The sequence below is a fragment of the Streptomyces sp. NPDC094448 genome (assembly GCF_044763775.1).
Classification (GTDB): Bacteria; Actinomycetota; Actinomycetes; order Streptomycetales; family Streptomycetaceae; genus Streptomyces.
Genome location: NZ_JBIWGU010000002.1, coordinates 389,247 through 404,873, shown reverse-complemented (window position 1 = coordinate 404,873; position 15,627 = coordinate 389,247). Strand labels below are relative to the sequence as shown.

Genomic DNA, 15,627 nt, shown 5'->3' with positions numbered 1-15,627 from the left:
CTCCGTACCGGGACGGGCCGGACCGTCAGGCAGAGCAGACGGTTCCGCTCCGGGGGACCGTGCCTTTCAGCAGATAGTCGTCCACCAGCCGGGTCGCGCACTTCGAGAAGCCGTACGAGCCGTGGTTCTCGCCCTCGCTGGTGACCAGCACGCCGACCCCGGTGCCCAGACCGTCCGCCATCTTCTTCGCGCCCTCCACCGGCGTCGCCGGGTCGCCCGTGGTGCCCACGACCAGGATCGGCGCCGCACCCTTCGCCGACACCGGCGGCTTCTCCCACGCCCCGTCGACCGGCCAGTCGGCGCACCAGCCCGCGACGTCCCAGGCGAGATACGGGCCGAAGACCGGGGAAACCGCGGTGAAGTCGGCCAGATGGCGCGAGGTCACCTCCGCGGCCGTCGGCCGGGAGGCCGAATCGGCGCACGATATCGCCCGCTGGGCATGGTCCTGGGTCGAGTAACGGCCCTTCTCGTCCCGGCCGGTGTACATATCGGCGAGGGCGAGGAGTTCGGAGCCGTCACCCTTCCCGGCCGCCTTCAGCGCGTCCGTGAGATAAGGCCAGTACTGCTCGGAGTAGAGCGACTGGATGATGCCGGTCCGGGCCATGTGCTCGGTGAGGGTGCGGCGGTCCCCGGCGGGTATCGGCCGGGCGTCGAGCCGCTTGAGGAGTTGCACCGTACGCGCCGTACCCTCCGCGGCACCGATGCCGCGGCTCTTGTAGTAGTTCTCCAGGGCCCGCTGGAAACCGACGGCCTGGTTGCGCGTACCGCGGGCGAGATCGGCCGTCGGGTCGACCACACCGTCCATGGCCAGTCTTCCGACCTTCTCCGGGAAGAGATGGGCGTACACGCCGCCCAGCTCCGTCCCGTACGAGAAGCCAAGGTAGTGCAGCTTCGTATCACCGAGGACCTGCCGCATCAGGTCCATGTCGCGGGCGGTGTTCGCCGTCCCGACATGGGGGAGGACCTTCCCGGACCGCCGGGCGCAGTCCGCCCCGAAACCCGCCGACGCAGCCATGAACGCGCGCTGCTCGGCCGGGCCGTCCGGGGTGCTGTCGACCCGGTGGGAGGCCGCGATGGCCTTGTCGTCGCGGCAGACGACGGCGGAGCTTTCGGCGACCCCCCGCGGATCGAAGCTCACCAGGTCGTAGGCCCCGCCGAGCTTCTTCACGATGTCGTCACCGCCGGGCAGAGCCGCGACTCCCGAGCCGCCGGGGCCGCCGAAGTTGAACAGCAGCGAGCCGATGCGCTTTCTGGAGTCCTTCGCCACGCTCCGGATCAGGGCGATGCCCAGCGTCTCCCCGTCCGGCTCCGTGTAGTCCAGGGGCGCCTTCAGGGTCGCGCACTGCCAGCGGGCGCCCGGCTTCTCCGCGTACATCCCGTCGGCCTTGACCGGCGCCTTGCACGCCGACCAGCCGAGTTTCTGCCCGGTCAGGGCGGCGGGCAGCGCGGCGGTGGTGACGGGCGCCCGACCGGGATCCGAGGGCGGCGACGCCGGCGCGCTCGGTGCCGCGCTCGGAGCCGTACTGCCGCTTCCGCCGCCCGCAGCGGTCCCGGCGCGCTCGCCGGGACCGCCGCCTGCGCTGCCGTCCTTCGTACAGCCGAAGACCGTCCCGGCCAGCAGCAGGGCAGCCGCCGTCAGGGCGCTCGCCCGGAATCGGCCGTGCCCGATGTGCCCGATGTGCATGCTGCGTCCCCCCGTCGGGCCCGGACCTTCACGGCCCGCCGCCCGGATGTCGTACCCGTGCCGCCATCCTAGGCACCCCTACTGACAGACGGTTCCGGCCGCCGGAACCCTGCCCTCCAGCAGATAGGCGTCGACCGCACCCTTCACACAGGTGCTCGTCGCGTTGTAGGCGCCGTGGCCCTGGCCGCGATAGGTGATCTCCACCCCGACACCCGGGCCGAGGGCCTCCACCATCGCCCTGGCGCCCTCGTACGGCGTCGCGGGGTCACCGGTGTTGCCGATCACCACGACCGGGGCTGCGCCCGGGGCCGAGACGTCGGGGTGTTCCCAGGTGCCGGGCACCGGCCAGTTGGTGCAGCCGAGCATGCCCCAGCCCAGATAGTCCCCGAAGACCGGCGAGGCCGCGCGGAACTCCGGGAGCTTCGCCCGGGTCTGCGCCACCGAGTAGCGGTCCTTGGTGTCGACGCAGCTGATCGCGTTGAACGCCGCACCCATATTGTCGTACCGGCCATCCTGGTTCCGGCCGTTCATCGCGTCGGAGAGTGCGAGCAGCAGGGAGCCGTCGCCGCCGTCGGCCTCGTCGACGCCCTGCTCCAGCAGCGGCCAGAACTGCTGCGAGTACAGCGACTGGGCGATGCCGTTCAATGCCTGGGTCTGGGTCAGCTCGCGGCCGCCGCCGGCCGGGACCGGCCGGGCGTCGAGACGCTTCAGCAGATCGGTGATCTGGCCCTCGACCTCCGCCCGCGTCGTACCGGCGATCAGACACTGGTCGCCGCGGTCCACGCAGTCCTGGGCGAAGTTGTCGAGGGCGAGCTGGAAGCCCTTCGCCTGGCCGAGCGACCCCTCTTCGGAGTCCTTCGTGGGGTCGACGACCGCATCGAAGACCGCGCGTCCGACGTTCTGCGGGAAGAGGTGGGCGTACACCCCGCCCAGCTCGGTGCCGTAGGAGATACCGAAGTAGTACAGCTTCTCGTCGCCGAGGACCTGGCGCATCAGGTCCAGGTCCCGGGCCGCGTTCAGGGTGCCGACATGGGGGAGTGCGCCGCCCGAGTGCTGTTTGCAGGCGGAGGCGTACGACTTCAGTGCGTCCGAGTAGGCGGTGACCTCGGCGTCGGTGTCGGGGGTGGCGTCGAGGGAGTAGAAGGCGTCGAGCTGTTTGTCGTCCTCGCACCGGACGGGGACACTGCGGCCGACTCCGCGCGGGTCGAAGCTGACCAGGTCGTAGCGGGTGTTGAGGGCGGTGTAGTCGGTCGCGGCCGCGGGCAGCGTGGTGATTCCGGAGCCACCGGGTCCGCCGAAGTTGAAGATCAGTGAGCCGATACGTTTCTGCGGATCGGTGGCCCGGGCCCGGATCAGGGCGAGGTCGAAGGTCTTCCCGCCCGGGTCCGCATAGTCGAGCGGCGCCTTGACGGTCGCGCACTCCCAGGCCGAGCCGCCGGGCGGCGGTTGGGGCGCCGCGCCGCCGCCTTCGGTGCCGGAGGGTGCCGGACACGTCTTCCACGCCGGTTTCTGGCCGGTCAGCTCCTTGCCGAGGGGCGGGACCGGGTTCGAGGTGCCCGGTGAACTCGTCGTACCGGGGGTACTGGACGAGCCGGTCGGGGCGGCGGACCGGGACGTTCCGGACGCGGCCGCGGAGGCCGTGCTGGTCGTCCCGGCGGCCGGGTCCTGCGCCCGGTCCCGGTCACCGCCGCCGGAGCAGCCCGCGGCCAGCAGGACGGACAGGGAGGCGGCGAGGGCCGCGGCGTGTGCGGTCGCGGTGCGCACGGCGGTGGCTGAGGGAGGCATGCCGCCATCGTGCGCGCCGTGCGCCCGGCCCGCCCCCGCGGTGGTCCGGTCGGGTGGTATTCCGCAGTGATGACGGCGTGGCTCCCGCGCCCCGGCCCACTCGCAGCTCGCAGCTCGCCGGTTACGCCGGGCCGCCCCGGGGGTCCGCCGGTCCGGCGTCCCGGGGCGGCCGGATCGCGCCGGGCCCCGAGGGGCGTCCCGGCCCCGGCCTACAGGGCGCCCTTGCGCGACAGACTGCTGAACGCCAGCCAGCCCGGCAGCACCGGCAGCCACAGCGTCAGGATGCGGTACAGCAGCACCGACGCCGTCGCGACGTCCTTCGGCACGCCCGCCGCGATCAGACCGAGGATCAGCGCGCCCTCGACGGCGCCCACACCGCCGGGCGTCGGCGCGGCCGACCCCAGCGCGTTGCCGGCCAGGAAGACCACGGCGAGGCTGGCGTAGCTCAGTGGCTGGCTGCCGTCGTTGAACGCCCGGATCGACGCGTCGAGGCACATCACGAAGGCGAAGGTGAGCAGCAGCTGGCCACCGATGCCGGTGAGCAGCTTCACCGGCCGCTGGAGCACGTCCAGCATGCGCGGTACGACTCCGGCGAACAGCGACCGCAGCCGGGTGGAGACGAACTTCCGGAGGAACGGGATCGCCGTCACCACCAGTACCAGCACGGCGACCGTCAACAGGCCCGCGATCACCGTTCTGGACGGGCTGAGGGACGGGGTCTTCTCCGTGCCCGTGAGATAGCCGAAGGTCAGCAGCAGCAGGATGTGCGCCCCGAGCCCGAAGAGCTGGGCCGCGCCCACGCTCGCCACCGCGAGGCCGGGCCGGACACCCGAACGCTGGAGGAAGCGGGTGTTCAGTGCGACTCCGCCGACCGCCGCCGGGGCGACGATCTTCACAAAGGACCCGGCGACCTGGGCGAGGACGGTCCGTGGGAACGGCACCCGTTCGGGTACGAAGCCCAGCAGGCTCATCGCCGCGGCGACATAGCTCAGTGCGGAGAACGCGGCCGCGACCGCCACCCAGACCCAGTGGGCGCTGCTGAAGTCGGCGCCCAGGTTGTTGCCGGCGATCTGCGAGAGCAGGAAGTACGCGGCGACGGCACCGGCGATCAGGCTGACCAGGGTCCGCGGCCGGATCCGCTCCAGCCGGACGGGCTCCACCGGGGCCTGGGGCCGGATCAGCAGCACCTGGTGGCGGATCTGGGTGAGGAGGTCCTCCTCGCGCGCCGCGTCGAGCGCCTCCTCGACGGCGCGTTTGTCGGCACGCCGCTCCGCGTGCGGGGCGGACTTCGCCGGGTGGCCCGCGGCGGGTCCGGTGGGGGCCGTGACCGCGGGCGGGCGCGCTGCCGCTGCCGGGGGGGTACGGCCGTCCTCCGGACGGTCGCCGGCCGCGGCGGACGCCGGGGCTCCGGCGGTCCCGGTCCTGTCCGGACCAGTGCCCGCGCCTTCGGCGGTCCGGCCTGCGTCCGGGCCGGTCTGTGCTCCGGTGCGGTCCGTATCCGGTTCGGTCTGCGCTCCGGTGCGGTCCGTATCCGGTTCGGTCTGCGCTCCGGTGCGGTCCGAATCCGGGGCGGCCTGCGCTCCGGTCCGGTCCGTATCCGCAACGGTGTCTGTGATGGCGCGGTCCGTGTCCGGACCGGTCGCCGATTCTTCGGTGGCCGGTCCGCTTGCCTGGGCCGAGGCCTCCGCGCGGGCCCTGCGGGCCGCCGCCGACGCCTTCAGAACGGCCTCGCGCTCCCGCTCGGCCCGCTCCCGTGCCAGTCTCCGCAGGGTCGCACGGGTGGAGCGGCTGAGCGCGATCGGCTGAAGCAGCGGCAGACAGTCGGCGACCGCGTCCGGCCCCAAGACCTCCAGCGCCCCCGACACCGCACGCTCCGCGCCCACCCGCAGGCCCATGGTGACCAGGAGCTGGGCGACGTCCATCCGCAGCACCAGATCGCCCGCGGCGATCTCGCCGCCGCGCAGATCGGTCAGGATGACCTTGCCGGAACGATCCACCAGGATCGCGTCCCCCGTCAGCCTGCGGTGTGCGATCCGGCGCGACTGGAGCGATTTGACCTGCCGCCAGGCACCGCGGACCACATCGTCCGTGATCTCCGTGTCCTCCAGGTTGTCCAGGGACCTGCCGCCCAGGTGCTCGTAGACGAGCATCACGGCGTCCGGACCCAGCTCGGAGGTGGCGATCAGCTTGGGCGCGTTCGCTCCGGCGGCGATCGCCGCGTAGGCGAGGAGCGCCTCCTGCTCCAGCGCCTGGCGCAGCGACTGGAGGGAGGAGCGGCGGGTGGTGATGGAGCGCAGCGTGAGCCGGCGCCAGAGCCGGTAGAAGAAGCCGTGCGCCTGCTGTTCCCGGTCGACGACGGTGACGTCGAGGGGCGGGCCGTCCTCCAGGGTGACCAGATAGCGGCGTCCCCGGTCGCCCTGCTCAACCGTGCCGTCCGTGCCGTCCGGTACGTCCTCGGTGCGCATTGCGGTGACCGGGCGGAAGCCGACGTGGCGCAGGCCTGCCAGCAGGGTCTGGCCGGTGGGCCGGACATTGGGTGAGCCGACCGCGTACAGCGTGCCGTACGCCACGGTCCAGCCGAGGAGGACGGTCAGGATGATGGAGAACGGGGTGGTGTATCCGCCGACCAGCATCGCGAAGGCGTCCAGCAGCAGCACCACCCAGAGCACGACCCGCCAGCGGGGTCTGCGGGCCATGCCGACCGCTGTCATATAGGCGATGACGGGGGCGAGATAGCCGTGCACGGGGTCCGTGAGCCCGCTGCCCTGGGAGCGGGTGAGGGCTTCCTGGATGCTGTCGGGCGCCGCCTGGGCGACCCAGAGGTCGGTGGCGAGGGTGATGCCGTGGGCGAGGACCGCTGCGAGCACGCCGTCGGCGATCCGCAGTCCATCCCGTTTGATCAGCCGTTCGATAGCGAAGGCGATGGGGACGAGGAGTACCGCGATGGAGGAGACCAGCCCGGCGAGCTTCACCAGGAGTACGGGTGCCTGCTCGGTGCCCTTGCTGATGTCGTGTTCGAGGCCGGTGGTGGTGCCCTGGGCGAATGCGGCGATGGCGAGGAGGACGGCGATCGCGAGGATTCCGCCGAGGAAGCGCATGAGGTCCGAGGGGCGGTGCACCCGGGCGGCGAGCAGGGGCTCGTCACCGGAGACCCGGTCGGCATCGGTGCCGGGGGCGTCGCCGTGACGGTCCGCGTGTCCGGCCGCGGACCGCTCTTCGGAGCCTGTACCCGGGGGCCCGGCGGGCTCGCCTTCGGATGCTGCCTCGGGCTTGCCTTCGGGTGCTGCCTCGGGCCGGTGCGCGGGAGCGCCCCCCGCGCCCGTTCCCCCGTCTCCGTCCTTCGGGGCACCGTCACCGCCGCCGGACCCGTCACCGGAGTCGATACCGGGACCGCAGCCGGAGCCGTCACCGGAGCCGGTGATGTTTTCGTCCGCGCCGGGGGAGGAGCCGGGAACCCTGCCCCGGCCGTCCCCGTTCCCGTCCCCGCTGCCGTCCCCGCTGCCGTCCCCGTTCCCGTCCCCGCTGCCGTCGCCGTTCCCGTCTCCGTCGCCGTCCGCGCTCTCCGCCGGGCCGTTCCGCCGGGCGTTGCGCGAACCGTTCCGCGGGCTGGCGCCCGGACGGTCCGCCGGACCTGCGCCGGCGCCGCCCGCAGGGGGACCCGACCGGGCACGGGCACGCCGACGGCCGTCGCCGGTGCTGCCGTCGCGCCGGTCGCCGTCGTCGTCTGCCTGCTTCTTGTCCTCGATCGGTTCTACGTCCTTGTCGATGGGCATCGGGCCGTCCGTGGACGGCGCTGGTGCGCCGGCACCGTCCGGGCACGGCCCCGTACCGAAGGCGTCAGCCGCCGTGCCAGGCCGCACACCCCGCTCCCTTCCCCGCCTGCTCGGTCTCTCCCCGGTCACGCCTCACCCGTCACCGTCCGCGCACGATGGTGACACGAGCGGGCGTCCGAGAAGGTCATCAGGGTCGTCGGCGCGGGCGTGACCTGCGCAATAGTTCGCGATGAGTCGGTCATGGTCACCCTATTCGCCCCGTTTCATCCGGTCTGCCGTGGTCTGCTGCGGCCTGGCTGAGCTATCCGCTCCATCTGTTCCACCTGCTCCACCTGCTCCACCTGCTCCATCTGCTCCATCTGCTCCGTCGACGGTTCGTGGCGGGTCCGCCCGTAGTGGTCTGCCTGTCGTGGTCCGCCGTGCCGTCCGTCCATCCTGGCCGCCCGCCGCGTCCCGCGCACGGAGTTGTCCACAGGCCGGGCCGCTTGTCGGTGCGGTGCGGCAGGATGGCGGGATGGAACAGCTCGCGGAGATCCCCGACTACGCGGAGCGGGTGCTCGATGCCGCCGAGCGGATCCCGCCCGGGCGGGTGATGACGTACGGCGATATCGCCGAGTGGCTCGGTGAGGGCGGTCCGCGCCAGGTGGGCCGGGTCATGGCGCTGTTCGGCGGTGCCGTGCCCTGGTGGCGGGTGGTCCGGGCCGACGGCACCGTACTGCCGGGCCACGAGCCCGAGGCCCTGGCGCACTACCGCACGGAGGGCACCCCGCTGCGTGCCGCGCCCCCGAGCGCCGACGGCCATGTCCCGCGCATCGACATGAGGCGGGCCCGCTGGGACGGCGCCCATACGGACACGGGCCACGGCCCCGGTGCCGGTGGTGCCGGTGGTGCCGGTGGGGTGGACGGCAGAGGTGCGGCGGACGGTAGCGGCATATGACGGTGGCCGCCGGACCCTGCCGCGCCGGAGGCCCCGGGCGGGCGGGGTAGCGTCGTCGGCGTGCGGTTCCGGCCGCAACTGCTCCCTCAGCACCACCACACCCACCAGGACCGGCGATCCACGTGAGCTCCTCCTCCACCACCGGGCGTACGCCGTACCGGCAACAGGCACGGCAGGGGGATTCCGCGCGCCCTCCCAAGGGGCGCCGGGGGCGGAATCCGGGTGCCTACCGGTTGGTGCGTACCCCGCCCGAAACCCCGGATCCCCCCCTTCTGGACGCCGCCCAGCGTGCCGTGGTTGACCACGAACACGGCCCCCTGCTCGTGCTCGCGGGTCCCGGCACCGGGAAGACGACCACCCTCGTCGAAGCGGTGGCCGCCCGGATAGCCCGTGGCACCGACCCCGAACGCATCCTCGTGCTCACCTTCAGCCGCAAGGCCGCGGTGGAACTGCGAGACCGGATGGCCCTGCGCCTCGGCGGTGTGCGCGGCCCCCGGGCGACCACCTTCCACTCGTTCTGCTACGCCCTGGTCCGCTCCCACCAGGACGCCGAGCTGTTCGCGGAGCCGCTGCGGCTGCTCTCCGGTCCGGAGCAGGACGTCGCGGTCCGGGAACTCCTCGCCGGGCAGATCGGTCTGGAGGCCGACGGTCTCGCCCGCAACGAGTGGCCCGATGAGCTGAGGGCCTGTCTGACCACGCGCGGCTTCGCCGACGAGGTGCGGGCGGTTCTCGCCCGCAGCCGTGAGCTGGGTCTGGACCCGTACGCGCTGAAGCGTTTCGCGGACCGCACCGGCCGGCGCGACTGGCGGGCGGCCGCGTCCTTCCTCGCCGAGTATCTCGACGTCCTCGACATGCAGGGCGTTCTCGACTACGCCGAACTGGTCCACCGGGCCGTCCTCCTCGCCGAGAGCACGGCACCTTCGCGGAGCTTCCCGCACGACTTCCCGTACGACGCGGTGTTCGTCGACGAGTACCAGGACACCGACCCCTCGCAGGTCCGGCTGCTGCGGGCACTGGCGGGCGGCGGCCGGACCCTGGTTGCCTTCGGTGACCCCGACCAGTCCATCTACGCCTTCCGGGGCGCCGATGTGAACGGCATCCTCGGCTTCCCCGCGGCCTTTCCGCACGCCGACGGGAGACCGGCGGACGTCGCCGTGCTCACCACGTCCCGCCGGAGCCGCGAGGGCCTGCTGACGGCGACCCGGCTGCTGACCCGCCGCATGCCGCTGACCCGGCTGCCCGCGGAGAAGGTCAGGGCGCACCGCGAACTGGCCGCGACCCGGGAGGGCGGCACGGTTGAGGCGTACACCTATCCCACCTCGTCGGCCGAGCTGGACAACATCGCGGACATTCTGCGCCGGGCCCATCTGGAGGACGGTGTCCCCTGGCACGATATGGCGGTCCTGGTCCGGGCCGGCAGCCGTACGATCCCTGCCGTCCGCCGGGCGCTGACCTCGGCCGGGGTCCCGCTGGAGGTCGACGGCGCGGACGTCCCGCTGCGGCACGAGCCCGCGGTCGCCCCGCTGCTGACGGCGCTCCGGGCGGTGGCGGCCCCGATCGCGGACCGGCCGGAGGAGGAGACAGCTGCCGAAGCGGGGGCCGAGGCCGACACCGGAGCCGGAGCGGGAGCCGGGGCCGACACCGGAGCTGAAGCGGAAGCGGGAGCCGAGGCCGACACCGGAGCCGGGCACCCCGGCGGGTCCGCCGCCGGCTGGCTCGATACGGAGACCGCCCTCACCCTCCTCGCCTCCCCCCTCGGCGGGATGGACGCAGCCGACCTGCGCAGACTCGGCCGTGCCCTGCGCGACGAAGAACGTGCCGCGGGCAACCGGCTGCCGCCCCCGTCCGATCTGCTCATCGCGCGGGCCGTCGCCGAACCGGAACGCCTCGTCGTCCACGACCCGGCCTATGCGCGCCGCGCCCAGGAACTCGGCGCGCTCCTCGCCCGCGCCCGCTCCGTCCTCGACGGCGGCGGCACCGCCGAGGACGCACTCTGGGAGCTGTGGAACGGCACGTACTGGCCGCAGCGCCTGGAGAACGCCGTGCTGCGCGGCGGCGCGGCCGGGCGGAACGCCGACCGGGACCTCGACGCCGTCTGCGCCCTGTTCGACACGGCAGCCCGCGCCGAGGAACGGACCGGCGGCCGCGGCGCCCTCAACTTCATCGAGGAGATCGAAGCGCAGGACATCGCCGCCGACACCCTCTCCTCGCGCGAGACCCGCCCCGACACGGTCCGGCTGATGACCGCCCACCGCTCCAAGGGCCTCGAATGGGGCCTCGTCGTGGTCGCCGGGGTACAGGAGGGCCTCTGGCCCGACCTGCGCCGCCGCGGCTCCCTCCTGGAGGCCGACCGCATCGGCCGCGACGGGCTCGCCGAACCGCTCACCCCCGGCGCCCTCCTCGCCGAGGAGCGCCGGCTCTTCTACGTCGCCGCCACCCGGGCCCGCGACCGGCTCGTCGTCACCGCCGTCAAGGCCCCCGCCGACGACGGCGACCAGCCCTCCCGCTTCCTCACCGAACTCGGCATCGAGCCGGTCGCCGTCGCGGGCCGGCCCCGGCGGCCCCTCGCAGTCTCCGCGCTCGTCGCCGAGCTGCGGGCCACCACCGTCGACCCCGCCGCCCCGCCCGCGCTCCGCGACGCCGCCGCCCGCAGGCTGGCCCGGCTCGCCGCGCTCCGTGACGACGAAGGGCTGCCGCTGGTCCCATCGGCCCACCCCGACCGCTGGTGGGGTCTGTACGAACCCACCCACAGCAGCATCCCCCTCCGCGACCGCACCCGGCCCGTCGCCCTCTCCGGCAGCGCCTTGGACCAGCTGGCCAACGTCTGCGCCCTCCAGTGGTTCCTGGGCCGCGAAGTACGCGCCGAGGCCCCCGCCACCTCGGCCCAGGGCTTCGGCAACGTGATCCACGTCCTCGCCGACGAGGTCGCGTCCGGCCGTACGCCCGCCGATCTCGCCGTACTGATGGAACGTCTCGAATCGGTCTGGGGCGGTCTCGCCTTCGACGCGCCGTGGAAATCCGAACAGGAGAAGCGGAACGCCAGGGCCGCCCTGGAACGCTTCCTCCGCTGGCACGTGATGGACCGCGGCGGCCGGGTGCCCGCCGCCACCGAGCGCGCATTCGACGTCGTGCTGGCGGCGGGGGAGTACGAGGTACGGATCCGGGGGTCCATGGACCGGGTGGAGAAGGACGCGGAGGGCCGGGCGTACGTCGTCGACTTCAAAACCGGGAAACAGGCCCCGACCGGGGACGAGGTCGCCCGCCACGCCCAGCTCGCGGTGTATCAGCTCGCGGTACGGGAGGGGGCGGTCGACGAGTCCTTCGACGGCAGCCGGCCCCTGCCCGGCGGCGCCGAACTCGTCCAGCTACGGCAGCCGGCACCCGCCAAACAGGGTGGCGAAGCGCTGCCCAAGGTCCAGGCGCAGCAGCCCCTGGAAGGCGAATGGGCCGGAGAGCTGCTGGCCACGGCGGCGGGCCGGGTCCTCGACGAACGCTTCACCCCCACTTCGGGCGGCCACTGCGCGAACTGCACCTTCCGCGCCTCGTGCAGCGCGCGGCCGGAGGGCCGCCAGGTGGTGGAGTAGCGCCCGCCGCGCTTCGGCACCCGGACCCCGGTCCGGAAGCCGCAGCCGTACGACCGGCGGCGGTCCGGTCCCGGTCCGCGCGCCCCCGGCCCGCGCCCCGCTGTCGGTGGGGGACCGTAGCCTTTTCGTGTGACCGCGCGTATCAGTGACCCCGAAGAGCTGAAGGAGCTGCTCGGGATCCCCTTCACCCCGGAGCAGACGGCCTGCATCACCGCGCCGCCCGCCCCGCAGGTCGTCGTCGCGGGCGCCGGGTCGGGAAAGACGACGGTCATGGCGGCCCGCGTCGTCTGGCTCGTCGGCACCGGCCAGGTCGCCCCCGAGGAAGTCCTCGGTCTCACCTTCACCAACAAAGCCGCCGGAGAACTCGCCGAACGGGTCCGCACCGCCCTCGTCCGGGCCGGGGTCACCGACCCGGACACCATCGACCCGGACAACCCCCCGGGTGAGCCCCGGATCTCCACCTACCACGCCTTCGCCGGCCGGCTCCTCGACGACCACGGCCTCCGGATCGGCCTGGAGCCCACCGCCCGCCTCCTCGCCGACGCCACCCGCTACCAGCTCGCCGCCCGCGTGCTGCGGGAGGCCCCCGGCCCGTACCCCGCGCTGACCCGCTCCTTCCCCACCCTCGTCAGCGACCTCCTCGCCCTCGACGCGGAGCTCTCCGAACACCTCGTCGACCCGGCTCGGCTCGCCGCGTACGACGCCGAGCTGCTCCGGGTCCTCGACGGCACCCGCCTCGGCAGCGCCGAACTGCGCAAGGTCCCCGAAGCCGTCGCCGCCCGCCGCGAACTCCTCGACCTCACCGTCCGCTACCGCGCCGCCAAACGCTCCCGCGAACTGCTCGACTTCGGCGACCAGATCGCCCTCTCCGCCGAGCTGGCGCTCACCCGCCCCGAAACGGGCCGGATCCTGCGCGACGAATTCAAGGTCGTCCTCCTCGACGAGTACCAGGACACTTCCGTCGCCCAGCGGCTGCTGCTCTCCGGACTCTTCGGCCGTGCCACCCGCCCCGGCGCCGCCGGACCGGCCCCCACCGGCCACGCCGTCACCGCCGTCGGCGACCCCTGCCAGGCGATCTACGGCTGGCGCGGCGCCTCCGTCGCCAACCTCGACGACTTCCCCGACCACTTTCCGCACCGCGACGGCACCCCCGCCACCCGGTACGCCCTCAGCGAGAACCGCCGCAGCGGCGGCAGACTGCTCCGGCTCGCCAACGGCCTCGCCGCCCCCCTGCGCGCCCGCCACGAAGGCGTCGAGGCACTGCGCCCCGCCCCCGGCGCCGAACACGACGGCACCGTCCGCATCGCCCTGCTCCCCACCCATCAGGAGGAGATCGCCTGGACCGCGGACTCCATCGCCCATCTGGTGCGCACGGGCACCGCGCCCGGCGAGATCGCCGTCCTGTGCCGGACCGCCGCCGACTTCCCCGAAATCCAGGGCGCGCTGGTCGCCCGCGATATCCCCGTCGAAGTCGTCGGCCTGTCCGGTCTGCTCCATCTGCCCGAGGTCGCGGACCTCGTCGCCGTCTGCGAAGTCCTCCAGGACCCCGGCGCCAACGCCTCCCTGGTACGGCTCCTCACCGGACCGCGCTGGCGGATCGGCGCCCGCGACCTCGCGCTCCTCGGCCGCCGCGCCCGGCTCCTCGTCCACCGGCAGGGCGACGGTGCCGATCCTGCCGATGCCGACGAACGGCTCGCCGCGGCCGTCGAAGGCACCGACCCGGCCGAGGTGATCTCCCTCGCCGACGCCCTCGACACCTTCATCGACCCGCCCGGAGCAGCCGCCCCGGGCGGCAGCGGCGGTCCCGGCGGCACCGATGACGGGCTGCCGTTCTCCGCCGAGGCCCGGGTCCGCTTCGCCCACCTCGCCGCCGAACTGCGCGAACTGCGCCGCGCCCTGGGCGACCCCCTGATGGACGTCCTCCACCGGGTCCTCGGCGCCACCGGCCTCGACGTGGAGCTGTCCGCCTCCCCGCACGCCCTGGCCGCCCGCCGCCGCGAGACCCTCGCCAACTTCCTCGACACCGCCGCCGCCTTCGCCGGCCTCGACGGCGAAGCCACCCTCCTGGCCTTCCTCGGCTTCCTGCGGACCGCCGCCCGGTACGAGAAGGGCCTGGACAACGCGCTGCCCGGCGGAGAGAACACCGTCAAGGTCCTCACCGCACACAAGTCCAAGGGCCTGGAGTGGGACGTCGTCGCCGTACCCGGACTGGTCGCCGGACAGTTCCCGAACGACCGCGGGCGCGAGGCCTGGACCTCCCACCCCCAGGTGCTGCCCCACGCCCTGCGCGGCGACGCGGACACCCTCCCCTCCGTCACCGCCTGGGACTCCAAGGGGCTCAAGGCCTTCAAGGACGGAATGAAGGACCACCAGCACACGGAGGAGCTGCGCCTGGGCTATGTCACCTTCACCCGTCCCCGCTCCCTGCTGCTCGGCTCCGGCCACTGGTGGGGGCCGGTCCAGAAGCGCCGCCGCGGTCCGTCCGCGTTCCTGACGGCGCTGTACGACCACTGCGCGGCCGGGCACGGTGAGATCGAGGCCTGGGCCGACGAGCCCGCCGAAGGCGAGGAGAACCCGGCCCTGGCGGAGACCGGGCCCGACCACGCCTGGCCGCTGCCGCTCGACCCGGCGTCCCTCGCCCGCCGCCGCCGCGCCGCCGAGACGGTACGGGCCTACCTCGACCGGGAGCCGGACCCGCAGCCCGCCCCGGTCCGGGCCGGCGGTCCGGGTCCGGAGCCCGGGAGCGAGCTGTTCCCCGAGGGCCTGGACGATGCGGAAGCGCCCGACGCCTTCGACGAGGAGTGGGCCGGCCCGCCGCCGTACCCGGAGGGCGATCCGTTCGAACACGACGATCAGTACAGCGAACGCGACGATGCGTACAGCGAGTACGACGATCCGCACAGTCGGTGCGGCTCCGCGCACGCCGCACCCGGCGCCGTACTGCCGCACCAGCCGACGGGCCCCCCGCCCCCCGCCGGCCCCGAGGACGGCCTCACCCCCGAGGAGCGGCGCACGATCGCGTCGTGGGACCGCGATCTCGACGCCCTCGCCGGGGAACTGCGCCGTACCCGAGCCGCCGTCCGGGACGTGAACCTGCCCGCTTCCCTCACCGCTTCCCAGCTCATCCGGCTCGCCGCCGACCCCGACGGCTTCGCCCGGGAGCTGGCCCGCCCCATGCCGCGCCCTCCGCAGCCCGCGGCCCGCCGCGGCACCCGCTTCCATGCCTGGGTCGAATCCCGGTTCGAGGAGTTGCCGCTGCCCCTGCTCGGCCCCGACGAACTGCCCGGCGGCGATCCGGCGGACGCCTCGGACATCGAGGACGAGCAGGACCTCGCCGAACTGAAGGAGGCCTTCGCCCGCACGCCGTACGCCCGTCGCACGCCGTACCGGGTCGAATCGCCTTTCCAGATCACCCTCGCGGGCCGGGTGATCCGGGGCCGGATCGACGCCGTCTACCGGATCCCGGCCGGCGACGGAGCCCCCTCGCGGTACGAGATCGTGGACTGGAAGACCGGCCGGACGGGTACCGCCGACCCCCTTCAGCTGGCGATCTACCGCCTCGCCTGGGCGGAACAGCACGGACTGGCGCCGGAGGACGTCGGCGCGGCCTTCGTCTTCGTCCGCGACGGAGAGGTCGTCCGGCCGTCCGCCCTGCCCGGCCGCGCCGCACTGGAACGCCTCCTGCGTGACGAACACGACGAGGGCAGCGAGCGGGACGAGTGGGACGAGGGCGGAGGGGACCCCGGGCACCCCCGCAGACCCGGCGCCGGTGGGAAAGCCGGACCGGGCGCCGGACCGGACGCCGGAGGGGGCGTCCGTACGGGGACGGCGGAGGAGCCCACCCCCGGCGCCGGTTAGGCTCAT

7 protein-coding genes are annotated in these 15,627 nt (G+C 73.7%); 3 read left to right on the top strand and 4 right to left on the bottom strand.

From position 1 onward, the window contains the following. Positions 1-25: 25 nt before the first annotated feature. The 4 genes from ACIQ9E_RS05200 to ACIQ9E_RS05185 all read right to left on the bottom strand — a co-directional run bounded on the left by ACIQ9E_RS05200 (position 26) and on the right by ACIQ9E_RS05185 (position 7,703). On the bottom strand, positions 26-1,684 hold the full coding sequence (locus ACIQ9E_RS05200; RefSeq protein WP_403702169.1) for an alpha/beta hydrolase: 1,659 nt from the start codon (positions 1,682-1,684) through the stop codon (positions 26-28). Between the two features lie 78 nt (positions 1,685-1,762). Continuing rightward, positions 1,763-3,469 (bottom strand): alpha/beta hydrolase, encoded by a 1,707-nt coding sequence (locus ACIQ9E_RS05195; RefSeq protein WP_403702166.1) that lies wholly within the window; start codon positions 3,467-3,469, stop codon positions 1,763-1,765. Positions 3,470-3,678: 209 nt separating this feature from the next. Beyond that, the gene (locus ACIQ9E_RS05190; RefSeq protein WP_403702163.1) at positions 3,679-7,242 is read right to left on the bottom strand and encodes a lysylphosphatidylglycerol synthase domain-containing protein; all 3,564 of its coding nucleotides are present in this window, start codon (positions 7,240-7,242) and stop codon (positions 3,679-3,681) included. Positions 7,243-7,505: 263 nt separating this feature from the next. Then, the gene (locus ACIQ9E_RS05185) at positions 7,506-7,703 is read right to left on the bottom strand and encodes a hypothetical protein (RefSeq protein ID WP_403702160.1); all 198 of its coding nucleotides are present in this window, start codon (positions 7,701-7,703) and stop codon (positions 7,506-7,508) included. 53 nt (positions 7,704-7,756) lie between these two features. Here ACIQ9E_RS05185 and ACIQ9E_RS05180 point away from each other — a divergent pair, with 53 nt between their 5' ends. The 3 genes from ACIQ9E_RS05180 (at position 7,757) to ACIQ9E_RS05170 (ending at position 15,621) form a co-directional block, all read left to right on the top strand. Next, positions 7,757-8,179 (top strand): MGMT family protein, encoded by a 423-nt coding sequence (locus tag ACIQ9E_RS05180; protein WP_403702157.1) that lies wholly within the window; start codon positions 7,757-7,759, stop codon positions 8,177-8,179. Positions 8,180-8,301: 122 nt separating this feature from the next. Continuing rightward, positions 8,302-11,763, top strand: coding sequence for an ATP-dependent helicase (locus tag ACIQ9E_RS05175; protein WP_403702155.1), 3,462 nt, complete (start codon positions 8,302-8,304; stop codon positions 11,761-11,763). Positions 11,764-11,892: 129 nt separating this feature from the next. Next, positions 11,893-15,621, top strand: a complete 3,729-nt coding sequence (locus ACIQ9E_RS05170; RefSeq protein ID WP_403702153.1) for a UvrD-helicase domain-containing protein — start codon at positions 11,893-11,895, stop codon at positions 15,619-15,621. Positions 15,622-15,627 lie beyond the last annotated feature (6 nt).